General features: G+C 51.9%; 18 protein-coding genes and 1 pseudogene. 12 read left to right on the top strand and 7 right to left on the bottom strand.

Annotated elements, in window-relative coordinates:
* Window positions 1-276 precede the first annotated feature (276 nt).
* Both PQG83_RS07890 and PQG83_RS07885 read left to right on the top strand, forming a co-directional pair.
* Entirely contained in the window at window positions 277-546 is a 270-nt protein-coding gene (locus tag PQG83_RS07890) for a hypothetical protein (protein WP_312748353.1), read from the top strand.
* Between the two features lie 165 nt (window positions 547-711).
* Window positions 712-900: a hypothetical protein gene (locus tag PQG83_RS07885; RefSeq protein WP_312642316.1), complete on the top strand. Its 189-nt coding sequence runs from the start codon at window positions 712-714 to the stop codon at window positions 898-900.
* A gap of 261 nt (window positions 901-1161) precedes the next feature.
* Here PQG83_RS07885 and PQG83_RS07880 read toward each other — a convergent pair whose 3' ends face one another.
* Window positions 1162-1347, bottom strand: a complete 186-nt coding sequence (locus PQG83_RS07880) for a hypothetical protein (protein WP_312749167.1) — start codon at window positions 1345-1347, stop codon at window positions 1162-1164.
* 200 nt (window positions 1348-1547) lie between these two features.
* A pseudogene (locus PQG83_RS07875) lies at window positions 1548-1748 on the bottom strand (ATP-binding protein); the annotation flags it as partial.
* A gap of 1110 nt (window positions 1749-2858) precedes the next feature.
* Here PQG83_RS07875 and tdh point away from each other — a divergent pair.
* The 5 genes from tdh (at window position 2859) to PQG83_RS07850 (ending at window position 7298) form a co-directional block, all read left to right on the top strand.
* Window positions 2859-3893: an L-threonine 3-dehydrogenase gene (tdh, locus tag PQG83_RS07870; RefSeq protein WP_312748352.1), complete on the top strand. Its 1035-nt coding sequence runs from the start codon at window positions 2859-2861 to the stop codon at window positions 3891-3893.
* 62 nt (window positions 3894-3955) lie between these two features.
* Window positions 3956-5146 carry a glycine C-acetyltransferase gene (gene kbl, locus PQG83_RS07865; RefSeq protein WP_312748351.1) on the top strand — a complete coding sequence of 397 codons (1191 nt, stop codon included), beginning with the start codon at window positions 3956-3958 and terminating at the stop codon, window positions 5144-5146.
* Window positions 5147-5157: 11 nt separating this feature from the next.
* Window positions 5158-5490 (top strand): AMP-binding protein, encoded by a 333-nt coding sequence (locus tag PQG83_RS07860; protein ID WP_312748350.1) that lies wholly within the window; start codon window positions 5158-5160, stop codon window positions 5488-5490.
* 64 nt (window positions 5491-5554) lie between these two features.
* Entirely contained in the window at window positions 5555-6667 is a 1113-nt protein-coding gene (locus tag PQG83_RS07855; protein ID WP_312748349.1) for a Glu/Leu/Phe/Val family dehydrogenase, read from the top strand.
* Between the two features lie 253 nt (window positions 6668-6920).
* Complete coding sequence (locus PQG83_RS07850; protein ID WP_312748348.1) at window positions 6921-7298, top strand: response regulator; 378 nt, start codon at window positions 6921-6923, stop codon at window positions 7296-7298.
* Window positions 7299-7564: 266 nt separating this feature from the next.
* Here the strand turns inward: PQG83_RS07850 and PQG83_RS07845 are convergent, their stop codons facing one another.
* The gene (locus tag PQG83_RS07845; RefSeq protein WP_312748347.1) at window positions 7565-8152 is read right to left on the bottom strand and encodes a VIT1/CCC1 transporter family protein; all 588 of its coding nucleotides are present in this window, start codon (window positions 8150-8152) and stop codon (window positions 7565-7567) included.
* 11 nt (window positions 8153-8163) lie between these two features.
* A complete protein-coding gene (locus PQG83_RS07840; protein WP_312748346.1) occupies window positions 8164-8433 on the bottom strand; it encodes a DUF211 domain-containing protein in 270 nt (89 codons plus the stop codon).
* A 343-nt stretch (window positions 8434-8776) separates the two neighbouring features.
* Between PQG83_RS07840 and PQG83_RS07835 the strand changes: the two genes are divergently transcribed.
* Complete coding sequence (locus tag PQG83_RS07835) at window positions 8777-9340, top strand: Slp family lipoprotein (protein WP_312748345.1); 564 nt, start codon at window positions 8777-8779, stop codon at window positions 9338-9340.
* 312 nt (window positions 9341-9652) lie between these two features.
* A complete protein-coding gene (locus PQG83_RS07830; RefSeq protein ID WP_312748344.1) occupies window positions 9653-10309 on the top strand; it encodes a pyridoxamine 5'-phosphate oxidase family protein in 657 nt (218 codons plus the stop codon).
* A 230-nt stretch (window positions 10310-10539) separates the two neighbouring features.
* Here PQG83_RS07830 and amt read toward each other — a convergent pair whose 3' ends face one another.
* Complete coding sequence (gene amt / locus PQG83_RS07825; protein ID WP_312748343.1) at window positions 10540-14493, bottom strand: ammonium transporter; 3954 nt, start codon at window positions 14491-14493, stop codon at window positions 10540-10542.
* 510 nt (window positions 14494-15003) lie between these two features.
* Between amt and PQG83_RS07820 the strand changes: the two genes are divergently transcribed.
* The 3 genes from PQG83_RS07820 to PQG83_RS07810 all read left to right on the top strand — a co-directional run bounded on the left by PQG83_RS07820 (window position 15004) and on the right by PQG83_RS07810 (window position 20344).
* A complete protein-coding gene (locus PQG83_RS07820) occupies window positions 15004-15789 on the top strand; it encodes a cupredoxin domain-containing protein (protein ID WP_312748342.1) in 786 nt (261 codons plus the stop codon).
* Window positions 15790-16346: 557 nt separating this feature from the next.
* Complete coding sequence (locus tag PQG83_RS07815) at window positions 16347-19883, top strand: DEAD/DEAH box helicase (RefSeq protein ID WP_312748341.1); 3537 nt, start codon at window positions 16347-16349, stop codon at window positions 19881-19883.
* Window positions 19884-19906: 23 nt separating this feature from the next.
* Window positions 19907-20344, top strand: a complete 438-nt coding sequence (locus PQG83_RS07810) for a potassium channel family protein (RefSeq protein ID WP_312748340.1) — start codon at window positions 19907-19909, stop codon at window positions 20342-20344.
* A 198-nt stretch (window positions 20345-20542) separates the two neighbouring features.
* On the opposite strand, the gene PQG83_RS07805 is transcribed toward PQG83_RS07810, so the two are convergent.
* Window positions 20543-21001, bottom strand: a complete 459-nt coding sequence (locus tag PQG83_RS07805) for a hypothetical protein (RefSeq protein WP_312748339.1) — start codon at window positions 20999-21001, stop codon at window positions 20543-20545.
* Between the two features lie 574 nt (window positions 21002-21575).
* Entirely contained in the window at window positions 21576-24014 is a 2439-nt protein-coding gene (locus PQG83_RS07800) for a heavy metal translocating P-type ATPase (RefSeq protein ID WP_376753583.1), read from the bottom strand.
* Window positions 24015-24623: the final 609 nt, after the last annotated feature.

Below are 24623 nucleotides of genomic sequence, written 5' to 3'. Positions count from 1 at the left end.
ACGTGATGTGATTGGGAGGTTACGTAGTAATTCCGCGACGACAATCTCAACTGTATTTGACTCCCTCCCAGTGGAGTGCTACCCTGACTCACGGTACAAGCGATGGTGGTTCTCCTGCCTTTCCTGCCTTTTCATTCCTAGGAGGATTGATCTCGACGATCCTTTCGTGAGGATGTAGGACCTTCATTCCTCCTCGCTTTCCGTACCGTCCGAAAAGGGCGGTTTTGTGTTCTTTGTCATGATTCGCATGGTTCTTTAGACAGAAGGAGGCTTCTTATGAAGCTGACAATGAAGTGGGGTGGCAAGGTGAGAAATAGAAAAACATTCAAACCTGAGCCGAAAATTCGTTGGGATCTCCTTGGCCTCGCTGATCCTTCTAAAGAAAAAGTTCCCATGCCGATTGATGAAGTCCGTCGACAAGTTCTGATGATGTCGAGTCCTGGATTCGATCAGGATAGCGCGACTCGCCTTGATGTGGTGCCTCAAAAAGTTTCCCGTTCCTCGACCTCAGGAAAGCCGTCCAAGGCGCGCAGGGAGTCCACGTAACGCAGGTATGTTGCTTGGCCGGATGAGAATCGGCACCTGGAGACCCGTGAGGACCGCTGCCTCAAACAAGATAGTCTGGCAAAGAGGCAGAGCCTAGGAAAGCTTTCCAGCTCATCAAATGATGGAGCCGGAGGCGTGATACCCTATTCGAAAGGAGGAAGATAAATGGGACGACCGACAAAAGTGACTCAGGCCAAACGAAATCGTGAGATGGTCAAAAGAATGAAGCAACAGGATAAGGAAGCCCGACGTGAGCAACGCAAATCGGAAAGCGAAGAACCTCCTCGAGTGCTTGATGGGGAAGATCCCGACTTAGTTGGGATCCGGCCAGGCCCGCAACCACCGCAATACTAGTGAGCCCTGCAATTTCTTACTAACCGTTTGGTACAAATACCGGTTTTCTTCTTGGGGTGCTTTTCCCAATCCAAGCCTGTTCTGTCAAGGTCGTCACTATTAGTAGGTGGCTCATTCCCAAACAGGACCCCTTGACCCGGATTCTGGCTGCAAGGAACGCGAAGAAGAGCAGGAATTCTTCCAGGCTATCTCTATGGGACGGCCGCATTGTCCGTACCTCCTGTTCCCGTCAATCTGAGGGCAGTATGCACGATCTGAAGTTTACGTAGAGTGTTGGGCCACTTCATGCTCCGGGCAATATTGTACTCGAGCCAACTCTTGCTGGAGAGCAAATAATTTGAGACGAACCGTCTCAAACGATTCATGACGATCGTGTTGCTCCAATGCCAAAGACAACTCGGCCAATTTTTGCACTCCGACGTTTTCGGCAGATTTCCCTGAGCCCATGGGCCGCTCACGTCAAACCTTCCCAATTTTCTGTCGTGACAGCCGCGGTTGGTATCATTGTCATCCACGCAACATACTCGAAGCCCTTCCAGAATGTGTTGATCAGTATCAAAGTAAGACGATAAGCCTTGCCAGTATTTTGGGAGACGGAGCGTAAACCAGTAGACACTTCCTTGTCCTAATTGACTCTCCACTCCTATCGTACCGCCGGATAACTCCACAATGCCTTTACAAATAGCCAGTCCCAGTCCTGTTTCCCCGTATTTCCTGGTAGTTGAGCTATCGGCGTGGCTAAAGGATTCAAATATCTTCTTTTGAGTTTCCGGGGAGTTTCCCACCCAGGTATCGGAAAGCTGAACCCGAATATCGATATCGTGCTCGCCTTCCAAACGCAGGATCAATACTTCAATCTCACCATGTTCGGTAAATTTGACGGCATTGCTCAGAAGGTTGAGTAACCTGACGAAATCGTCCGAGACTGCTGAAAACCCTTCCGCACATCCTGGTAGGTACGGCTTTGCTGAGTCATGAGGATGCTGGTTCGGTACCTACGCCTATTCCGGGGAATCTATGATACCGGCGATGGCCCAGTGGGGCCGGAGCGCCATCATACTGAACTGTGGTGGCGTAAACTCCCGTCGTTTATTCTCCTTTCAGGGGAGAGACTGTGAAAACAGGCAATACGGAAATGAGGATTTCCTTCACTTACGCCACCGAGCCCGCAGCAGCAGAAGGAAAATTCAAAATAGTGGCGGCCCTTTTTTCTGTGAATGAAGCCAGGGGGATCTCCATCTCTTTCGGATCAGGATGGGCTCTTATTATATTTTTCACTGAGTTGGGGATACGAAGGAACAACCGGGAATGAGGGAGAGTGGGGAGGGGTTGAATTTACAGCCCAATGAGGTGGGGCAAAATGCATCAGAGATTTGAGAGTAAGAACCCATTCAATCACTTAAATTGGCAGAATTGAAAATGATGAGCAGAGAGTAAGCAAAAAAATTATGGAGGTTATCCTTAATTTTAAAGGCAAAAGGAGTGGATCATCTTCAACATATTTCTTCCTTCTGATAAAAACACAGACTCTCATTGAAGAGGCATGACCTTTGCTGTGTCTCTTGTGAGACAATGAAAATGAAGGGGGTCTTAATTTCGAATGTTTGGCATTGAGGATCATTAAGGGAGCAGCTGAGGGTCAGATCAGCGGTGAGTGTAAGAAAGCGTGGAAAATTCCCAGATGGTGAGAGGGATAGATCATAGAGGGCCTCTTTTGGAAAAGATCAAAAAAAGAGGAAGAAGCGCTTGCTCTACCCCCAACAGGCCGTGCAGGTAGTAATGACGTGCCATAAAGAACGAATTTGAGACTGTGGCCAAAGTCAAAAGAAAAGCACGGACTGTGGAGAACGAGGAGGTCTCTCTGTCCTCTACATAGAATGCATTTCAATCGTTAGTTAAAAAAATTTCCTTGGAGCAAACCGCGACTTTCCTTAACGAGAAAGATTCTCAAAATTCGTATGATGGCCCTTCTGAAAACAAAACCGGAAAAAGGGTTCACTCTCATGGACTGCCCGGATCCCCGACCAGGTCCTTCTGAAGTTCTGGTGCGTGTGCAGGCAACTTCCTTGTGTGGAACGGATGCACATATTTATAACTGGGATGAATGGGCGAGCCACCGTATTCATCTTCCCAGGATTATCGGGCATGAAATGTTCGGGGAAGTGGTGGAGGTGGGGCGTGAGGTGTCCTCGGTCAAAGTCGGGGATCGGGTGGCTGCGGAATCTCATCTGACTTGTGGTGTGTGCTTTCAATGCCGAACCTGCCAGGCGCATGTTTGTCAAAATTATCGCATTTTAGGCATTGATTTCGATGGTTCCTATTCTGAATTCGTCTCTCTTCCCGAACGGGTCTTATGGAAAACAGCACGTGATATCCCACCGGAGTTGGGTTGTCTGCATGAACCATTAGGCAATGCGGTCGATGCCGCCTTGGCGGAAGATCTAACCGGGCACACGGTTCTTGTGACTGGTTGTGGCCCAACCGGATTGTTTGCGATTGCCGTCTCCCGCCTTGCGGGAGCCGCACGTATCATCGCGACCGATATCAGTGACTACCGGCTGCAATTAGCGAAGCAGCTTGGTGCCGACCATGTGCTCAATGCCAACACGGGATCTTCCGAGGCCTTGAGTGTCTCCTTGTCCGATCTCTTAGGAGGGGAGGGAGTGGATGCCGCGTTGGAAATGTCGGGTGATCCGGTAGCCTTGCATCTAGCGTTTCAGACCGTGAAAAACGGGGGGCGCGTGACCTTGTTTGGCATCCCCAGGGGACAAGTGTGCTTTGATTTGCCCAATGAAATTATTTTCAAAGGCATACGGGTCTATGGTGTGACGGGCCGCCGGTTGTTCGGGACGTGGTATCGGTTGGCCGGGTTGTTTAAGGCCGGGCTGAACATTCGACCCGTCGTGACCCATACCATTCCGATGGCTGACTTTGCCAAAGGGTTTGATCTCGTCAATGCAGGCCAATGCGGCAAGGTTGTGATGGTGCCTTAACGCCAAAAAGGAAATTCATCACATGATGAGTTTCCCCACATGTTCAAAGGTCACAAATACGTATGGCCTACCATTCCTTCCAACAACTCCTCCAAGCCCAACTGGAAGAAATACGCTCCGCCGGTTTGTTCAAAGGCGAAAGGGAAATCCTTGGACCACAGGGAGCCAATATCCGTGTAGCGCAGGGTGAGGTTATCAACCTGTGTGCCAACAACTATCTCGGGTTGGCCAACCATCCTCAGGTCATTCAGGCGGCGGGAGAAGGGCTTCGCCATTATGGTTTTGGCATGGCCTCCGTGCGGTTTATTTGCGGGACACAGGATCAGCACAAACAATTGGAAGAAGGTATCAGTCGGTTTTTGGGTACTGATGACACCATCCTGTACACCTCCTGCTTCGATGCCAATACCGGCCTATTTGAAACGATTTTGAATGAGGAGGATGCCATTATCAGTGATGCATTAAATCATGCGAGCCTGATCGATGGCATTCGTCTCTGTAAGGCCAAGCGGTTCCGGTATACCCATTCCGACATGCAGGAATTGGAAATAGCCCTGCAGAAGGCTGTCGGCTCACGGGTTCGTCTGATTGCCACCGATGGGGTCTTCTCCATGGATGGGGATTTGGCGAAGCTCGATCGCATTACTGAACTGGCTGAGCGGTATGATGCCGTTGTGCTGGTTGATGACAGCCATGCCACAGGAGTCTTGGGTAGAAATGGGAAAGGCACTCCGGAACATTTTGGTGTGGCTGATCGTGTGGACATTCTTACCAGCACGCTGGGAAAGGCCCTGGGTGGAGGCGCCGGGGGCTTCACCTCCGGTCGGCGTGAGATCATCGCACTTCTGCGGCAACGTTCGCGGCCTTATCTGTTCTCCAATGCCTTGCCTCCCGTTATTACGGCTGCGGCCCTCAAGGCATTGGACATCGTGAGGGAAGGAGAGAGCTTGCGGACCACGCTAAACAAGCATGCGAAGGGGTTCCGAAGCCATCTGGAGGCTTTGGGCTTTCGTCTGGTTCCGGGGCACCATCCCATTATTCCTGTCATGTTAGGAGACGCGGAATTAGCCACACGTATGGCCGAGCGGTTGCTTGAAGAGGGTATCTATGTCATCGGATTCAGTTTTCCGGTAGTGCCCAAGGGGCAAGCCCGCATTCGGGTGCAAATGTCAGCCGCCCACACCCGGGAACAGTTAGAACGGGCTCTTCTGGCCTTTGAGACCGTAGGACGGGAACTGAATGTCATTCCATAACCCATGACGGTATGACTGCCAACTATCGACAATGTTCCTATGTTCATCGGGGAGGAGAAACGCCTCTGCTTGGGTCGACAATCTGGAGTTTTTTCGAACACACCGTCAAGACCTGTCCGCAAGCGGAAGCCCTCGTTTCCATTCCACAGGACCGGCGGTTCACCTATGCCGGGTTTCATCAGGAGGCCACGAAACCGGCAAAAGGATTGATGGCGCTGAACGTCGGGCGTGGAGACCGTATCGGCATCCGGTCCACCAATAATCTTGAATGGGTGTTTCTCCAAACGGCCAAGGCCCTCATTATGGGGACCAGATCAAAAGGACGGAGGGCATGGATTCCATGACCTGAACGTCCGACTATGTCCCATATGTGGAAATGATGATGATGCGTAGAAAAGGAGTGCCCGCATGAAAGAAGCCTGTTGGAGTTTTGAAGAATACTGTGACGACCTGGGACCGGCGAAAATCGTGCATCTCTATGATCCAGCCAGTGGTTTGCGGGGAATCGTGGCGATCGACAATATCGCCTGTGGTCCTGCGATCGGCGGGGTGCGTATGGCTGCGGATGTGTCCACGCGGGAAGTCTTTCGTCTGGCGAGAGCGATGACGTTTAAAAATGCCGCCGCCGGGCTACCTCATGGCGGGGGCAAGGCCGGAATCCTGGCCGATCCTCGCACTTCCGAAAAGGCCCGCTTGATTCGCGCCTTTGCGCACGCGATTCGCGATCTTGTGGAGTATATTCCCGGGCCGGATATGGGAACAGACGAGACCTGCATGGGCTGGATTCATGACAAAATTAAACGGGCCGTGGGTCTTCCGCGGGTGCTCGGCGGCATTCCACTTGATGAGATCGGGGCTACGGGGTTCGGGCTTGCCGAATGCGCCGAGGTGGCGGCAGCCTCATGTGGCCTCACGCTTAAAGGCGCAACTGTGGCCATCGAAGGTTTTGGCAACGTCGGGAAGCATGCCGCCACCTTCTTGCAAGACAAAGGCGCCACACTCGTCGCCGCCAGTGATAGTCGTGGAACGATGTATGATCCCAGAGGTATCTCTGTTGCCGACCTGCTCCAAGCCAAAGCGGAATCGGGTAGCGTTCTGGGGTATGCGGGAGGCAGGAAGCTGGGTCAAGAGGAAATTTTTGGTTTGCCCTGCGATATTCTTATTCCTGCCGCCCGTCCGGATTGCATTCACCTCAACAATGTCGATTTCATTCAAGCCAAGTTGATTTTGCAGGGAGCCAATATTCCGGCCACGCCTGAGGCCGAGACCCGACTGCAGCAACGGGGTATCCTTAATATTCCTGATTTTATCGCCAATGCCGGAGGTGTGATCTGTGCCTCTGTGGAATACCAGGGTGGGAATGAGGCTCAAGCGTTTCAGGCCATTTCAGAAAAAATCCGACGCAATACGGAACAAGTGCTCATGCGCAGTCTGAAGAAAAAAATGGAACCGCGCAGGGCAGCCATGGATCTGTCCCGGGAACGAGTCCTGAAAGCGATGACCTTCCGGTCCAGTGAATAACAATAGCCTTCTGTGGTGGCACCCGTGGCGACGGATGAGCGGGAGAGCCGGGCTGGTGGCCACTGACCGGATGGTCTCCGGTATTGCACATGATGTGGCGTGATTCTCATCAGCATCGAATCCTTGACGTAGCTGATATGATTAACATAACACGGAAAAATCATTGATCCCCAAGATTTGGCAGGGTTTCATGTGATACACAACGATAACCTTTACCCCCTCAGGACATAAGAGGGCAGGGACGCTGGAAGTGATGAAACGTATTCTCCTGGTCGATGACCATCAGATGGCCCGAGAAGCCTTAAAACAAGTCCTTGAGGCTCAGGGGTATAGCATTGAAGAAGCGGAAAACGGGGCGGTCGGGTTGGCCCTGATCCAGCAAGGGAGATCTTTCGATCTTGTGATTTCCGATAATCAAATGCCCGTGATGACGGGGCTGGAATTCGTCCAACGACTGGCACAGCAATCTTATATCTCCACCCATCCCTTGATCCTATACTCTGGTCAGCTGACTACGGAATTAGAACAACAGGTCCGTGCCTTAGGGGTCTATGCGGTTCTCCAAAAACCCTACGATTTACAAGATCTGCTCGTTATCGTTCGTCAGGCCATTTCAGATTCTGACCCTTGAAGGCAAGAACGGCTTCCTAACGTCAGTATTCCCGTTAGGACCGGTGGCTATTTTCATATGTCAGCATAAGGGTCGTTTCGCTCTACGCGGATGACCAAAAATAGAAGGGGAAAATTTTCAGGAATGTGAAGTGGAAAACATCGGGTCCACCGGCCGGTAGCAAACTCACGGTGAAGTAGAGGATCAGCTTCATTGATCATAGAAAGAACAAAAGGTTGGATTCAGATGAAGTGAAAGCCTGGAGAACATGGGGGATTCAATGACGATTATTCCGGACTTAAGGCGAAAATGAATGCGGTGGTGGCCGCGGCTATCAAGAGGGTTCGAAGACCAGCCCAAAGCCAGAACGTGTGACTGATTCGTCCCAGGTATACGCCAAGCAGAAAAATGATCATCAAGGCCAGGACAAACGCCGATTCCAGCGGAGGAAGAGCGTGTGGCTTTAACAGTGGAGCCGCCCACAAGGGCAGCAGAATCACCAGTGAAATGGCCAGGGGAGCGATCCCATTTACCAGGGCAATGACGACCGGCAGGAGCCGAGCGGCTCGTCCATGGGCCGATTGCCTCAAATCGGTCACCATGGCTTTTTCAAGCTCCCTGAGTTCCCTGCGCTTTTCCGCAGCCTCGCTAATATAGGCGCTGCTGATGCCGCTCATACCCAGGGCGATGGCTACCCCGAGACAGGCACTGATGACCACAGGCAATTGGACTTCGTCGCTCACATAGAATCCCACTAACAAACCCAGCATTGTGAGTGCGCCGTCGAATCCATTGACGACAAAGTACCGGCGTGCGATGAGATGGGAACGTGTGAGTGTGAGAAGCCAGGTAAGCTCTGCAATCAGGGACGCCATGGTTAAGCGGGTTAGGTATCGACCGGTCCATTCTCCACATCGACTTCGTCGATACTGTGGATCGATCCTCCCAGAGAACTAATGGCTTCAGTGATGGCACTGAAAGGCACATTTTTTCCCTCAATTATCAGTAAGACTGTTTCTGTTTTTTCATCCATCGCCGAGACTGTTAATTTGATTCGACATCCAGGCACTTTTTCTGCGATAGCCGTGGTAAAGTCAAGGGCATTAGGGTTATGGGGTTTGAGGACATCAAGGACAATGCGTTTGATATGAACCATGGGGTGTCGCGCTCCTGGATAAATGAGAACAAGACAGCCGGAATATGATATCGCATTCCATAGGCAATGTAACCGCTCTTGTCTCTTAGAAATGGAAAAGAGAGTTAAGCCGGATCAAGTCGAACCGTGGTTCCGGCCATACAGCTTTATGAAGTTTATCGGGAATCCTTCTTGAGGGTAGAAATAAAAAAGAGGTCTCAGGTGCGCCGGATTCTTCTGCCGGACTGCCATGATTCCCGGGCTGCCATGATTCGAAAGGTTTCTTGATCAGGTTCATCGGGCATGATGGGGCGCCGGTCAGTTCCCGCACCCAAATTGATCAATCGGCTTATGATAGAATAGGATGATGAAACTGAAACATCTCATATGGTCTTTGGTGTTAGCTCTAGGGAGTGCGGCGGGATGCGCGTCCTCGCCCGTGAAGATACCCGAAATTCTTCAGAGTCAGATTGATCCCACGCTCACGTTTTCGGATGTGATTCAACATCCTGGGGCCTATCAAGGAAAGATACTCGTGCTTGGAGGGGAGGTTCTGTCGGCCAGGCGTCTTGCGGAAGGTACCCGGCTTGAGGTGTTGCAATTACCCTTGGATGAATACCAACGACCCGTGGCAACTCGCACCGACTCACAAGGCCGGTTTATTGCCATAGAGAAAGCCTTTCTTGACCCGGCCATGTTCCCGGCGAATACTCAGGTCACTCTCGTGGGGGAGGTGACGGAGACTGTTTCCGCCAAGCTTGATGAAATGGACTATCAGTTTCCCGCCGTGGTGATCAGGTACTTATATGTGTGGAAAGATCCGGCTGTGATTCAGGAAAGCAGATCTGGTCCCTGGTACAGCATCTTTGGTGGTGGCAGCACCGGAGGCCGGGTCGGTGGCGGGGTAGGGGTGGATATCGGCTTTTAATGTCGATTCGCTCTTTCCGTCATCGCTTTGGTTTCTCATCACGCATTCGGCTGGGCGTTTGGGGATGAATCCTCATACGAGGACTCCAAGTTATTCAGGGTTTCTCTCCCACTTCTCCGCACCATCTTTCGCTTTCCCATACAATAATTAAAGGTGTCACTTCCTTCACATCCTGAGGTGTGATGGGGTATGTGGTTCTTTCCTTAGGCACGTCTGTGCGTCTAAGATATCGACTGAATCTCCATCCGGAGGGTTTCAATAATTTACGGCGGCAAGGCAGGCTTGGCATTTGCCAAAAAACGAAGGCGTGAGATGAACAACGAACAGGAAGAATTGACACCGTATGTAAATTCCGAGGGTGAGGGTCGAGCACAAGGCATGTTTGGAACAGCCAGACGAGCCACGGCTTTTTATCGGAATCAGATGACGAACGAATTAAACGACAAAATGCAGTCGTTTATTGCCAGACAAGAGATGGTTTTTCTTTCGACCGCCAATGCTCACGGCGAATGTGATTGCTCGTATCGAGCAGGGACTGCCGGGTTCGTCAAAGTGCTCAATGCTAAAATGTTGGCTTATCCCGAATATCGCGGGAACGGGGTCATGGCGAGTGTGGGCAACATTCTTGAAAATCCCAAGATCGGCCTGCTGTTCATCGATTTTTTACAAAGTACCGTCGGTCTGCATGTGAATGGACAGGCACGTGTGATGACTAATGAAGAAGTGGTTGCCATGCCGGAAATTCCCCAGGCCCTGGTTGACGCTTCGCACATGAAAGGGGGACAACATCCCGAATGTTGGGTGATGGTAGAAGTCGATGAAGCCTATATTCACTGTTCCAAGCATGTTCCTCTGATGAAAAAAGTTGAGAAGGAACTGCATTGGGGAACGGACGACGAATGGCATAAAGGCGGAGATTTTTTTCAGGTTCAATCCAACCAATCAGATGCCATTTCATCTGAAGAATAGAAAAAGTCTGTCTGGATGGAGAGGGTGTAAGGCTCACTTCAAGAAGGCATATGAACCTGTTGGACCGTGAAGCAAAAGACGCGGAAGCCCACTTGAAAAATAATCAGGCGAGAAGGATGTTGTTTGATCATGGTAGATCAGGCTTGGGACCAGTACTTGTTCTTAAAGTCCCGTCTGGATGGACTCATTTTTCGGCAGGACTCAGAGGGATTGCTTTTCCCATATTTCCATTATGGAAGTGTCGCAGAGGACTGCTTTAATTCATCTTGCAGAGCGTCTTGCACCCGCTCGAATTCAGATTGCAGTGCCATGAAGATGGCTTGAGCTTTTTCAAGATTTTGGGTCTGTCCTATTTGTTCAAGTTGGAAGGCTAATTCGGCAAGTGGCTTGGCGCCAATGGTTCGTGAGCAACCCTTGAACGCATGCGCCACCTTACTGAGGGAATCACCCTTGTTTTCCTGAATTGCCAGATTGATTCCATTCATGTGTGGAACCGAATCTTGACAATATTGCTCGATAACGGAAATGAAAAATGCAGGATCCTCATCTCCTCCCAATCGGCGGAGGTCTGCGAGGGTCGCCGGATCCAGGGGTGGCGAAAGGTCCGGTGCGGATGCTCCGGGTCGGGGTGAAGCCTCCTGATTGTCTAGTTGATGAGATTCTGTTTCACCCTCATGGTTTCTCGTTGAAGAAGCCTGGAAGAGCCATTTCTCCAAGACACTCCTCAGATCTTCTAATTTCACCGGTTTGGATAAAAAATCATTCATGCCGGCTTCCAAACATTTTTCCCGATCACCGGCTATGGCGGTGGCCGTCATGGCAATGATAGGCAGTTGTGGAATGGTACGTTCTCGTTTTCGTATTTCCCTCGTAGCCTCAAATCCGTCCATCTCCGGCATTTGACAGTCCATGAGCACACCGGCATAGGCGGTCCGTGTGATGGCTTCAACCGCTTCACGTCCATTTGCGGCAACATCCACCTGATATCCGAGTGTGTTCAGCATGCGAACGCCGACTTTTTGGTTGACGAGATTATCATCGACCAGGAGGAGTCGTTGCTCTGAACCTTTGCTCATGTCTCTCGCGGGCAAGTGAATCGTGGGAGGCGAAAGGGCCACGTCAGACCTTCTCATGACATTTAATACACATTGATGCAATTGCTTGTAGCGAACCGGTTTGTTGACAAAGGCGGCAAAGTGCCTTTGCGTGAGGCTGTGGGTATTTTCGACCCGGTTAACCAAAGGATTGAGCAGGATTAAACGCATGGACGCCAACTGCGGATCAGCTTTAATCGCTTTTGCCAGTTCCAGACCATCCATACCAGGCATGTTCCTATCGATGAGAGCAAGATGACAGGGTTCTCCCTTCAAGGCGCGTTCCCGGAGTGAGGCCAGGGCCTTTTCGCCATTTTCCGCTTGGATACTTTGCATGCCCCAATAGCTTGTATATTGTTGAAGCAGCATTCGATTTGTGGCGTTATCATCGATGAGATCAATATGCACACCCTCAAGTTCGCGAGGCAAAACCTTATCGAGTATCTGTTGAGACTGTGGGCTGCCTAATCGGATGGTGAACCAGAAGCAGCTCCCTTGGCCCAATTCGCTGTGGACTCCGATCGTTCCTCCCATGAGTTCAGCCAGCATTTTGGATATGGAGAGGCCTAACCCTGTTCCCCCGTATTTCCGGGTTGTGGAGCTGTCTTCCTGGCTAAAGGCCTGAAACAGTCGAGCCTGGCCTTTAGGGGTTATCCCAATGCCCGTGTCGGTAATCATGAATCGTAAAAGGCCTGTTCCGGAAATTTCCTCTTCGGGTACAACCTGCACCACAATTTCACCCTGAGCGGTAAATTTAATGGCATTGCCAATGAGGTTCATCAAGATCTGGCCAAGTCGTACGGGATCACCTTGGACGGTGGTGGAAATGTCCGGATTGATCACGCTAATCAATTCTATCCCCTTTTCCTGAGCCTTAAGGCCTAACAGATCAACCACGGCATCCACCGTCTCTCGAAAGTCAAAATCTATCGTCTCAAGTGTCAGTTTGCCCGCTTCAATTTTTGAGAAATCGAGAATGTCATTGATGATCGTGAGAAGCGCATCACCCGAATCCTTGATCGTGAGCAGACAGTCTTGCTGGTCCTCGCTGAGAGGCGTGCCGAGTAAAATATCCGATATGCCGATGATGCCATTCAACGGCGTCCGGATTTCATGACTCATCATGGCCAGGAAATCGGCTTTCGTTTTTGTCGCGGCCTCGGCTTCAGCTTTGGCATGAATCAAGATGGCTTCTCCTCGTTTGCGTTCCACCACGCGGCCAAGCTGTGCTCCGACATACCCCATAACTTGTAATAATTTGGCATCCGGCTCCATCGTTTCCGTCGAAAAAAACTCCAACACGCCTACCACCTGTTCCCCGATGATAATTGGAAATCCAAATCCAGCCTTTACGCCAATATCTTTTGCCTGTTGGAGTCTGAGAAAATTGGGATCTTGACTCACATCCCGAATCCAACTGGGCCTTCCACTGGCCAATACCCGACCGGGCAGACTTTCCCCTGGTTGAAAATCGGTGTGTTCGGTAATGGAACGAAAGGTCTCAAAGCGTTCGGGGTGTTCCAAATACCAGATGGCGGTAGGAATGAGTGAGTGGTCTTTCTCTTCAGAGAGGAGATACAAGTGTCCGACAGGCCACCCGGTATTCTGACAGATCAAATCCATAGTGAGTTGCATCGCGTCTTCAATTGTCGAGGATTCGTTTGTGACCTTTGCGATCTCCTGAAAGAGAGTATCAAGTCTGGCCCCATAGGCCAGGGCGGCATCCATTTCTTGGCGTCGTCGTTGCTCCGTATTGATCGTGTCTAATACCCGGTTATATTCTTCCGCGATCTGGCCAACCTCCGTATGAGGCTCGGAGAGGACCTGACGGGTAAAGTCATGATTGTTTCGTTGTTCTTCCATTTGGACAAGGAGATCCAGAATGGCGGTGCCGGCGCCATGTTCTGCCATGTTGAGCCCGATTCGTTCCTCCTCGGCTGTGACACGCAGGGGAACCCATTGATTGATCAGCCAGAGAGTGGCGAAGCCCACGCCAAATGCCCAAAAGAAACAAACGGTACTTCCTAGGATTTGAATGCCCACTTGTTCCCAGATGGTGAGCCCTGTGCCCCAGGAGTCCGGAGTACTCAAGAAAGGAAAGACAACGGTGCCCCACACCCCTACGCAGGCATGAACGGGTACGACGCCGATTGCGTCGTCAATGTGCAAACGTTCAAGAAGGATGGTTGCGCCGACACAGATAATTCCGGCTCCGACGCCGATGAGAACCGTGCCTCCAGGCGACATGATATTGGCGGAAGCGGAAATACTGACCAGACCGGCCAGAACACCGTTAAGGGCATGACCGACATCCGGCCGTTTCAAGTGATACCAGCTTAATGCAAGAGCCGCCAGCGCACCGGTGGCTCCGGCAAGGGTTGTATTCACCAGAATCTGTGAGGCTTTCTGGGTAAATTCGAGACTACTCCCTCCATTAAAACCGTACCATCCGAACCACAGCAGCAGGACTCCAAGCGTGGCTAATGGCAGATTCTGTCCCTGGATAGGCACGGTCTTGTCGGAAAAGCGACCATGGCGGGGGCCGATGACCATAACGGCCGCCAACGCCACCCACCCTCCCGTCGAATGGACGACGGTTGAGCCGGCAAAGTCTATAAATCCGAGGTGGTTCAACCATCCGGTGTTCTGCCCTTCGGCTAATCCTCCCCACATCCAATGGCCAACAATGGGATAGATAAGAAGAGACACAATGAGGCTGGTGACCAAATACCCTGTAAATCGCATCCGCTCGGCAACCGCACCTGAGACGAGGGTTGTGGCGGTCCCACAAAATACCATCTGAAAGAAAAAAAACGCCCACAACCATCCCTGCTCGTGGGCATCAAAAAGAAACCCCTCTGTGCCGATAAGGCCTGCTGCCGTTGGTCCATGCATGAAGGCAAATCCGGCCACCCAAAAGGCGAGTGAAGAGGTACAAAAGTCAACCAGGTTTTTGATGGCGACGTTGATGCTATTTTTGGCTCGCACACGACCTGTTTCCAAACAGGTAAATCCCCCTTGCATGAGCATGACAAGGGCTGCACAGATCAGCAGCCATAAAACATCAATGTTTGAAGCATTGCCAGACATATGGTTGGCTAACCCCTTATGAGGACAATCCGGTGACGATGGTGAAAAAAGTCGTGCAGGAGGGTTGGTATGGTTTCATATAAACCGTGCAGGACAACCCTCAAATTCCTGACCGAAGGAATGCGCACATGTGAGATATCCCATTTAAAGATGCTCCCGGTGTGCCGGGGGAGTTTGACTGATATAAAAAGGGCATGCCTGGGCGTTGCGAAAGGTTGCCAATCATTTTTTCGGCATTTCATGGTTTGAAATGAAGGAATTTCCCAGAAATCCCCCCTTCAACTGAGTGAAAATTATTCATTTACTCGCAGAGGGACAGGCTCCTATACTTTGGCATGATAGAAAAATCTTTGGGAGTAGGAGGGTAGGTCGGTCAGAGCATTCTTTCAAAAATTTGACGGGCGAAGGGAAGATGCCATCAATAACTACCAAAGATTGGTGATGGGACAGAGGGTTTGGAGTGGTCGAAACGATTTCAGCCAGAGCATATTCAACCCAGGCGGAAATGCAATGATGAACAAATTCTGGATGTATGGCATGCTTGTGGGGTTGGTGAATGGCGTGTGGTTGTTGGGCCTTCCGCTGCCTGCATTTCCCACGGTCGGCTGGGAAACGGGGGATATGGTGCTGGATTTCGGGCTGAATCTGGAATCCGGAGACCGTACGGTCTTGGTCGATAAAGTTGAAGTCGGAGAACCCTTTTTTGTTGAACTGACCTGGAAACTTAATTTGCAACATTGTCGTTTGCATGTACAAACCTCTGAGGGGGATGGCCCACCTTCCACCACACTCGTCGTGGATGACGGCTTATTTAACGGAGTTGTTTCCCATGCAGTCTTTCAACAGGTAGACGAAGTGGTGGTCACCGCTCAGAAAGGCCATCGGTGTGAAATTCTCCCGTCCCACGATGAGTTTTTGGTGATAGCCAGGGCTCCCCGGGCTCCTGTCCCTTCCGAAAAGGGTTGGGCCAACGCCCCCATTGGCGCAGTGGTGGTGCTGTTCCGGGCCACAACATTTTATTTGCCTCACGATGCGACCGTGATGCCGGGCCACAAGGTCATCTGGATTTATGCCGATGGCGCGCAAGAACCCCACAGTGTGACAAGTGGTGGTTGTCGGATAAACGATTGCTCTGGTGGTGGACAGCAGTTCAACAGTGGATTAAACCTGAATAAACCCGGACAGCGGTTCGAGCATGTGTTCAAGCATCCCGGTACATTTCCCTACCATTGCGACCTTCATTTAGGATCGATGCAGGGCACCGTCATTGTTAAAAACTCTCTACCGATCCCTTAACCAACCCTCCTGCCTACATGCCTGCATGAAAGAAAGCCGGCCCTTCATCCCGTTCGATGAAAAAAAAGTTTTTTCTACGGGCCGATGATGTCACAGATGACTCATGGCACGGGTGCATAAAATTACGTTAGAGGTCAGCGTTGATTTTTCGGCATTTTGCGCTGAGCGATGGTTTTTCTTCAACGTATTGAGGTTCCGGGCTAACAGAGACGTGAAACCTTTATAATGAGCGGGTCATGGCCTTCTCATCACGCGTTTTGAGCCGGTCTGGCGATATTTGATATTGGCTCGGTTCAGACGGCATACATCAGAAGATGAGTGGTGTATAATTGAAGCTTTGCCGATCGGCACCTGGAATGGAAAAACCCGTAAAGGTGTTCAACCCGCGATGTCTGGTCGATACGTATTTTGGCTTTGCAGAACACCCATATGTCTCATCAGTACCGCTACCAAGTTCATCGAGTGATGCCTAGTTCATCACGACCGGATATGCCCTGGTACCAGAGATCGTACCTGTTTGTTGAGCGCTCAGGGTCCGATACCATGATAGGAGAACGATGTCTGTAGAACCCTTTGGTGTCCTGGAACACCTGAAAGTCCTCTCTCCGAATCATGTCTACTTCCTGGCTTCCAAGGCCTTTGTTCTTCGCGGATATGAGTATTATGCCCAAGGAAGGCTCGAGTCTTATAGCTGGGACCGGACGCAGTCTATCTTGTCGGCTACGGTGCGAGGGGCGACCCAATATCTGGTTCGGTTCATGGTGCACAACGGGCAGCTGACCTTTTCCTGTACCTGTCCGGTGTGGACGCCGGAGTCGCATTGTAAGCATGTCATTTGTGCTCTCCTGACCACAGTCAATCTCCTGCTTCCCGATACCTTCCGGATGCCCTCATCCAATTCCACTCAACGGGCCCTCCTCCTGCGACAACTTATGGAACGCGCCGGGAGCCCTTTGGCCTCGAAACCCTCCACGCCAGCCACTCCTCCACGGTTTGAGATTACTCTCTGCAACCACCATGGCGTGTCATCCATTCGCATTACCAACCATGGAAACATTTGCCAATCCTTTGCAGGGATGCCAACCGAGTTAGCCGTGCTGCTGCGGGCCACACAGGATCCCGCATGGTCCGTCCAGGAAGGGTTACGGGATTTCCTGAAACATCACGGCCAGCATCATGCCTTGTTTTACGAGGATGCGGACGGACGATTTCCATTGGAATGGGCACCGGATGCGCTGTATACCACCAAGACCGAACTGGACATTCTCGGGTCACATGTTTCGATTGCCGCGTGTTGTTTACGCTACGGAGAGGTGCAACCGAACTCATACGCCTGTCTGGGATTTGCGGCGGATTTGAATGCCAAAAAGCTTGGGCCACTCGAACATGAAGGTGGATGGGCCGTCTACGATCTGCTATATGAGAACAGTCAACGGGAACAGGTCATTGAACCCGCGGACCCGCTTAGCCGACCGTTGGCCCTGCCAGCGACACCCCAACATCGCGAGGGTCGGCTTTCGTCGGAACGTCCCACTGGAATGGCAAGACCCACGTTTTCCATTCCGGTCGAACAATTTATCACCTTACAACTGGATATCCCCCTTCATGAACAAGACCGGATCCTGCGGTCGGTGTTGCTCAAGTGTGCCGGGCAGGAGGTTGCACTCACTGATCATGGCCATTCCGGAAAGGCACCGACCTACCAGTACCGCCTCACGTTCATCCCGGAGGCCATTCCATTAGATGCCTCGGTATTGGATTTGAGGACAGGGGTCCTCCGCGCGGAATGTTGGGTCGGGGACAGTCAGGGGAGACCCAGTGTGCCTATTTTCCGGATATTCCCATTTCTTGAACGAGCCAAAACCGTCTCGAACGGATTGAAGGCGAAAAAACGCCGTGCACTCCTCTATAACACCTTTTTCCAATTGATCGGTCATCAGAAGCCAACGGATGCCAGGAAACTGATAAAGGCCTGCATTGCCCAGGATGAATTCCGTCCATTCAAACTGAAGGCTGAGGCCGAACAGATCCTTCAGCGATTTTCCTCCCCCGCACTAGAGCCCAGTGTGCGGCTGGTGGTCCACGACGGGCACTGGTGTGTGGTGATGAACGATTGGGCGAAAGAAGCCTTGCTCTATGCCATTCCGTATACGCTGTGGGGACCTTCGCTTTTTGAGGGAATGGTGGAGCATGATGAAATGAGTCTGCCGCTTTCCAACCTCTATCCCCTGCTTCCCGAGCTTCATGCAAAATTGCATGAAGTCGGCATCGGGTTCTTCTATCAAGACCAACCCATTACCACGTCGCAGTGGGATTGCTCGATCGATGCGCGACGGGCGTCAAGCATTGATTGGTTTGAACTTCGACCGGAATTGTTGTGTGACGGGGTGCGAATCGAAGCGAAAGATATCGAAAAAATTCTTGAACGTGGTGGAATGATGGAGGAGGACGGCATCATCCGGATTGTGGACCAGAACACCCAGGCCATTTTGCGCGCGTTTGCCTTCCTCTCCAATAAGCCCAATATGGAACACCGGGAACAAAAAGCTGTCGTGCGTGTCCCGAAACTGCAAATTCTGGATTGGGTGGCCTTGAGAAAACGGGGAGTGACCGTCATTCTCCCTCCGGCGGATGAAGCCTTGATCAACCGGTTGCTGCATTTTGAGCAGATTGAGCCTATTCCCCTTCCTCAAGTCGTGGATGCGACGGTCCGTCCGTATCAACAAGAGGGGTATCGATGGCTGGGGTTTCTCTATCAACATCGCCTGGGTGCGTGCCTGGCCGATGACATGGGATTGGGGAAGACGCTGCAAGCCATTTGTTTATTCGCCGGGATTAAAGAAGGCCTCATCACAGCACCGGAACCGATTCAAGGCCCACACCTCGTGGTGCTTCCTCCCAGCCTCTTATTTAATTGGGAGCATGAAATTTCCAGATTTTATCCCTCACTGACTATACAGTCGTATACCGGGAAGGAACGCACGTCTTCATTTGCGGGAGCCGATGTGGTCCTCACGACCTACGGCCTGATCCGACGGGACATTGCCATCCTCGAAAAGATCCCATTCAATGTCATTCTGTTCGATGAAGCCCAGGCGGTCAAAAACATTGTCGCCAGAACCACCGGTGCCGCAAGGCGTCTCAAGGGATATTTTAAATGCGTGATGACCGGAACACCTTTGGAAAATCATGTGGGGGAATATTACGCCCTGATGGATTTGTGCGTGCCGGGTCTGCTAGGAGACTATGAAGAGATCAGGGGGAAAATGAAAGCCCCTTCACCGGCGTTGTTAGAGACCATCATGCAGCGGAGCAGACCGTTTGTGTTGCGCCGGACCAAAAGTCAAATCCTCAAAGAACTGCCACCGAAAATTGAAACGGATCTGTATCTGGAATTGACAGATCGCCAAAAGAATTTATATCAGCAGACGGTCACCAAAATTCGTTCGACCATTGCGGCCGCCTATCGAAGTCAAACACCCGCGCAGGCCCGGATCATCGCGCTGACGGCGATTCTCAAACTCCGACAGATCTGCTTGTCACCGCAATTGCTCGGTCCCGGGCATACGGAACTTTCCCCGAAACTTGAATGTCTCCTTGATCGCCTCAAGGAACTTCTGGATGAAGGGCATAGTGCGCTGGTCTTCTCCCAATTTACGTCGTTTCTGGATATCGTCGAACAGGCCTTCGATGCGCATGAGATTCCTCATGTTCGATTGGATGGCTCCACACCGACGCCCACCCGAAAAAAACTGGTTCAGAAATTCCAGGAGGGCGCGAGCCCGTCTATCTTTTTATTGAGTCTTAAAGCCGGCGGGCAAGGGCTGAATCTCACCAAAGCGTCTTATGTCTTTCACCTCGACCCCTGGTGGAATCCCGCTGTGGAAAACCAAGCGTCTGACCGCGCGCATCGCATCGGACAAACCCAGAAGGTGTCTATCATGCGGTTACTCATGCGACATACCATCGAAGAGAAAATGATGGAATTGAAGCAGAAGAAATTGGATCTTTATCACGCCGTCCTGGAAGGGGCCACCCCTCATGGCGGCGGAGCGTCTCTCTCACAAAAAGATTTTGATTTTCTTTTGGAATGAACCGTCGTTGACCAGGGGCCTACATGTTTTTGACCTTATTTGTCACCATGCTACTCGTCGCCTTGTCTGTCATGGTTCATTATGAAGTCGTCTACCGAATTTTCATTTTCATGCCCGCTCGATCCAAACGACCAAGATTAGGCGTCATCTGGGGCATCTTATTGGCGTTGATCGCGCATATAACAGAAATTTTGATTTTTGCGGCGGGATACTATGGGCTAATTTCCGCCAAAGAATATGGGACGTTCGTGGGGGCGTTGGCCCCTGGGTTTGAAGATTGTGTCTATTACTCTTTTGTCACCTATACGACTTTAGGTTTTGGCGATCTTATTCCAACCGGCCCGCTTCGCTTTCTCACTGGAATAGAATCACTGACCGGGTTGGTTCTGATTACCTGGACGGCGTCCTGCATCTACCTCCAAATGGAAACCCTTCACCGCAAGAATTCTCAGTCAGGGTGAAATGCTTGAAGTTCCACCACTGGGGACCCATTTATGCTGCTGATATGGTCTTTCCTAGGTGAACCAAAGTGATATCAGACGTGGGGCTTAACCACACGTTCCTGGTCACGCTGTGTTAGCTGTTTACGATGACCCTTTTTCCCAGCTCCTCATGGCCGCACCGAATTTCCGTGGAGTTAGATGGAAGGCACTGTGTCCCTAACCGCAAGCTGGAACGTCCTGATCCTTGGTCTGGTCCATCGATCTGCTGTTGACTTCAGAGACGGAGATGGACACGCCACTCTTCTCCTCAACTGCCTGCTGCAAAAGTGGGATCATTTCGCTCAAGAGAGCGTTATAGGTATCGGCAAAGCGTTCTTCCGTCACTTGCTCCATCGTCAACCGGGAGGCAATCTGTCGCCAGTTACCATCCACTGCTTCTTTCATCAGGTGCGATGATGGAGACGATTTTCCATTAGCCAGATCGGACTGGCTGGCCACGATGTAGTACAGCGCTTCAACCGGCCGGCGATCTTTTGTACAGGCCGCCGCCTTGAATACTCTGGTGTCCTGTTGATTGAAAATGTCAATTTCGCCAGGCTGGGCCAGTAGTTGACCCGCTGTGAGGGCGCCCCCCAGCCCAATAACCGCCACAATAGAGAGAAGGTATCTGCTCATGGATCTCATGAATGTTTAAGCTCCGAATGGGGACATAAGAGCATTGTACCAGAATGTCCAAGTCAGATCAGCGGCATCAGGTTATGCCGCAGTAACCTAGATCCTCGCCTTGGTGTGCTTGCACGCGGCCCTTACGCCCAAGGCTGTGTTCTCACCCGCAACAGCCCGACTCAAACGGCCGCCGTTGATAACAGGAAACCGGGATCCGTTCTTGAAGGGGCCACCCAGCATGGCGGGGGCACCCTCACGCAAAGGGATTTTAGTTTTCTCTTAGGATGAGCGACGGGGAGTAGACATACAGAACCGTCAGCCAATTGAGATATCCCACCGGAACGACATGGCATGCCATTGAGGATATAGAACGGGTCGGGTAAAGGCGGAAACTATACCAGTCGTCATCCCCACAAGTTGGTAACGGGGATCCATCTCTCCTCCTTTTCATTGGCTCAAATAACCGTCGCCTTGCCTGCCAAGCCTATTCGCCGATGTCGCTTCGGCTCCAAAGGCCGGGAATTCAGGCGCCGGCACGGTTTCCCCTTCGGCCGGACTCAGGGCATACGTTTTCAACATTCTGTTAGAGCTTGATGGTTCGTAATCGGAGGGCATTGGTAATGACCGAAACCGAGCTGAACGTCATGGCGGCTGCCGCAATCATCGGACTTAAAAGTATGCCGAATGCCGGATAGAGAATACCGGCCGCAATCGGCACTCCAATGGCGTTGTAGAAAAAAGCAAAGAAGAGATTTTGACGAATGTTGCGCATGGTCGCCTGGCTGAGCCGGCGGGCACGGGCAATGCCTCGAAGATCCCCTTTGACCAACGTGATCCCCGCACTTTCCATGGCCACATCCGTACCGGTCCCCATGGCAATGCCGACCTGGGCTTGAGCGAGGGCGGGTGCGTCATTGATGCCGTCTCCGGCCATGGCCACGATTTTTCCTTGTGCCTGAAGTTGTTGGATGATCCGGCTTTTCTCCTCGGGCAACACTTCCGCTTTCACCTCATCGATGCCGAGCTTCTGTCCGACCGCCTGTGCAGTCTGTTGATGATCGCCGGACACCATGACTACGTGAATCCCTTCTTCATGCAACAGGCGAATGGCTTCCGACGTTGATGGTTTAATCGGGTCGGCGACGCCGATGAGTCCGGCGATTTGATTTGCGATGGCCACAAACATGACGGTTTGGCCGTCCCGGCGCAGGTCCTCTGCCTTGTCCGTCAATGGCCCGAAGGACTCGGGCTTTACGTTATGCTCTTCCTCCAAAAACTTCCGTGTGCCGAGTGCCATGCTGTGTCCCTTGACGGTTCCGGTCACGCCTTTGCCGGTTTTCGACTGAAAGTCCTGAGCCTTCCCTAACTCCAGCCCTTTGTCTTTCGCCCCGTTCACAATGGCGGAGGCCAGAGGATGTTCGCTGTTGCGTTCCAGGCTGGCGACCAATCGCAGCAGGTCCTCTTCCGGCATATCGGAAAGGGACACGACTGACATCAGCTTGGGTTTGCCTTCTGTGAGAGTTCCCGTTTTATCAACGACGAGAGTATCCACTTTCTCCAATTGCTCCAGGGCTTCCGCATGTTTCATTAGAACGCCGGCTGTGGCTCCTCGTCCGGTCCCCACCATAATCGACATAGGAGTGGCCAAACCCAACGCGCATGGACAGGCGATAATGAGGACCGCCACCGCGTTGACGAGCGCGTGAGCCATACGAGGCTCTGGGCCGAACATCGCCCAGATCAAGAAGGTCAGAAATGCCACCCCGACGACAATCGGGACAAAATAGGCGGCTACCAGATCGGCCATCCGTTGAATGGGCGCACGACTGCGTTGGGCTTCGCTGACCATGCGAACTATTTGCGCCAGGACGGTATCCCGACCCACTCGTTCAACTCGCATCACCAACGTCCCCGTGCCATTGACGGTTCCCCCGGTGACCTGAGCCTCTGCCTCTTTTTCCACCGGGATCGATTCTCCGGTAATCATCGATTCATCCACGGCACTTTGACCCTCAAGGATGACTCCGTCGATTGGAATTTTTTCTCCCGGCCGGATCCGAAGCTTGTCTCCTGGATGCACGGAATCTACGGGGACGTCTTCTTCCTCGCCATTCTCGCGAATTCGGCGGGCAGTTTTTGGGGCCAGGCCCAGCAAGGCTTTAATGGCGCTGCCTGTCTGGCTGCGAGCCCGCAATTCCAGGACCTGGCCCAATAGCACGAGGACGGTGATCACGGCGGCAGCCTCAAAATACACGGCGACCTCACCGCCCTCTCCTCTGAAGGAGGCAGGAAATAATTGAGGCGCAAGCGTGGCCACGGTGCTATAGACATAGGCTGTGCCGGTTCCCAACGCAATCAACGTAAACATGTTGAGGCTGCGGTTCACGAGGGAAGCCCACGCGCGCTGAAAGAACGGCCATCCACACCATAAGACCACGGGCGTGGCTAATGCCCACTGTACCCATGACATCACCGAAGGTGGCAGGATTTCCTGAATGGGATTGCCGGGAATCATTTCGGACATGGCCAGGAAAAAGACCGGAAAGGCCAACACGAGACCGATCCAGAACCGACGCGTCATGTCTTTGAGTTCGGGATTCGCTTCTTCCTCAAGTGTGATTTCCCGCGGTTCGAGAGCCATCCCGCATTTGGGACAGGAGCCCGGCTGGTCCTGTACTACTTCAGGATGCATGGGACAGACATATTCTGTTTTAGTGGCCGGGGCGGCTGCGATATCCGGCTCCAGCGCCATGCCACATTTCGGGCAAGCCGCCGGTGTGGACGATTCCACACCCGGACACATCGGGCAGATGTATTTCGTCCCGGGTTTGGCGGGCTCCGCTTCCATCGACTGCTCATGTTTCCCGGTCAGATAGCCTTCCGGATCATGGCTAAACCGGTCCAGACAGCGGGGATTGCAGAAGTAGTACATGGTGCCGGCATGCTCAAATTTCCCTGCAGCGGTGAGCGGATCCACCATCATCCCACAGACCGGGTCTTTGACCTGTTCAACCTTGGCCATGCTCAGTTCCCGTCGCCGGGGCTTATTTTTGGGGGTAGAAGATTCTTGTTCCATCGTTATTGTCCTTGTAATCAACAGAAGAAAGTAAGAAGGTCATCCGGGTTCGAGTTGAAAATTCTCAGTGGCATAAGATCAGGCCCTTCGGTTCAGTCGGCGCTCAAAAAGGAACCTGTCGATTCAGTATAGTAAATACCTTTGTCCTGGGGAAGTGAGCCCGAATTCCGCGTCACAGAAAGAGGCCACATTTATTCCACTCGCTCCAGTGCCATCACGGTACCTATATCCATACATGAGTATAGTGTTACCATGGCTTAGGCTGACAGGCGCGTGAGTCGAAAGCTTTAGCAATCCGCAGTCGAACGGCTTGAGGCCTGTGCGGGGCTTAATCAACTTTGAGCAAGCTCCAAACCTTTGGCCTTACCAGCAAAAAGCTGTACTTACGCACTGTCCGTTATAACCCTGTTAATCTCAATCCCAGCCAAGACAATGTAAAAATTAGCCATCGACAGGTCACTGGCTGACGTGCGGAAAGCACGTAGCATGACATTTTGCCAAACCCAGGTCTAAGACCAGTACTGCTCGGACGACCCAATTCGAGCGAGGAGAATG

It is taken from the genome of Candidatus Nitrospira neomarina, assembly GCF_032051675.1.
GTDB lineage: Bacteria > Nitrospirota > Nitrospiria > Nitrospirales > UBA8639 > Nitrospira_E > Nitrospira_E neomarina.
This window is presented reverse-complemented; position numbering and strand designations above follow the sequence as displayed.

What these genes read in the sequence shown, in the direction of transcription:
- PQG83_RS07890 (WP_312748353.1), top strand. Translation starts at nt 277, where the DNA reads ATGAAGCTGACAATGAAGTGGGGTGGCAAGGTGAGAAATAGAAAAACA.
- PQG83_RS07885 (WP_312642316.1), top strand. Translation starts at nt 712, where the DNA reads ATGGGACGACCGACAAAAGTGACTCAGGCCAAACGAAATCGTGAGATG.
- PQG83_RS07880 (WP_312749167.1), bottom strand. Translation starts at nt 1,347, where the DNA reads ATGGGCTCAGGGAAATCTGCCGAAAACGTCGGAGTGCAAAAATTGGCC.
- tdh (WP_312748352.1), top strand. Translation starts at nt 2,859, where the DNA reads ATGATGGCCCTTCTGAAAACAAAACCGGAAAAAGGGTTCACTCTCATG.
- kbl (WP_312748351.1), top strand. Translation starts at nt 3,956, where the DNA reads ATGGCCTACCATTCCTTCCAACAACTCCTCCAAGCCCAACTGGAAGAA.
- PQG83_RS07860 (WP_312748350.1), top strand. Translation starts at nt 5,158, where the DNA reads ATGACTGCCAACTATCGACAATGTTCCTATGTTCATCGGGGAGGAGAA.
- PQG83_RS07855 (WP_312748349.1), top strand. Translation starts at nt 5,555, where the DNA reads ATGAAAGAAGCCTGTTGGAGTTTTGAAGAATACTGTGACGACCTGGGA.
- PQG83_RS07850 (WP_312748348.1), top strand. Translation starts at nt 6,921, where the DNA reads ATGAAACGTATTCTCCTGGTCGATGACCATCAGATGGCCCGAGAAGCC.
- PQG83_RS07845 (WP_312748347.1), bottom strand. Translation starts at nt 8,152, where the DNA reads ATGGCGTCCCTGATTGCAGAGCTTACCTGGCTTCTCACACTCACACGT.
- PQG83_RS07840 (WP_312748346.1), bottom strand. Translation starts at nt 8,433, where the DNA reads ATGGTTCATATCAAACGCATTGTCCTTGATGTCCTCAAACCCCATAAC.
- PQG83_RS07835 (WP_312748345.1), top strand. Translation starts at nt 8,777, where the DNA reads ATGATGAAACTGAAACATCTCATATGGTCTTTGGTGTTAGCTCTAGGG.
- PQG83_RS07830 (WP_312748344.1), top strand. Translation starts at nt 9,653, where the DNA reads ATGAACAACGAACAGGAAGAATTGACACCGTATGTAAATTCCGAGGGT.
- amt (WP_312748343.1), bottom strand. Translation starts at nt 14,493, where the DNA reads ATGTCTGGCAATGCTTCAAACATTGATGTTTTATGGCTGCTGATCTGT.
- PQG83_RS07820 (WP_312748342.1), top strand. Translation starts at nt 15,004, where the DNA reads ATGATGAACAAATTCTGGATGTATGGCATGCTTGTGGGGTTGGTGAAT.
- PQG83_RS07815 (WP_312748341.1), top strand. Translation starts at nt 16,347, where the DNA reads ATGTCTGTAGAACCCTTTGGTGTCCTGGAACACCTGAAAGTCCTCTCT.
- PQG83_RS07810 (WP_312748340.1), top strand. Translation starts at nt 19,907, where the DNA reads ATGTTTTTGACCTTATTTGTCACCATGCTACTCGTCGCCTTGTCTGTC.
- PQG83_RS07805 (WP_312748339.1), bottom strand. Translation starts at nt 21,001, where the DNA reads ATGAGCAGATACCTTCTCTCTATTGTGGCGGTTATTGGGCTGGGGGGC.
- PQG83_RS07800 (WP_376753583.1), bottom strand. Translation starts at nt 24,014, where the DNA reads ATGGCCAAGGTTGAACAGGTCAAAGACCCGGTCTGTGGGATGATGGTG.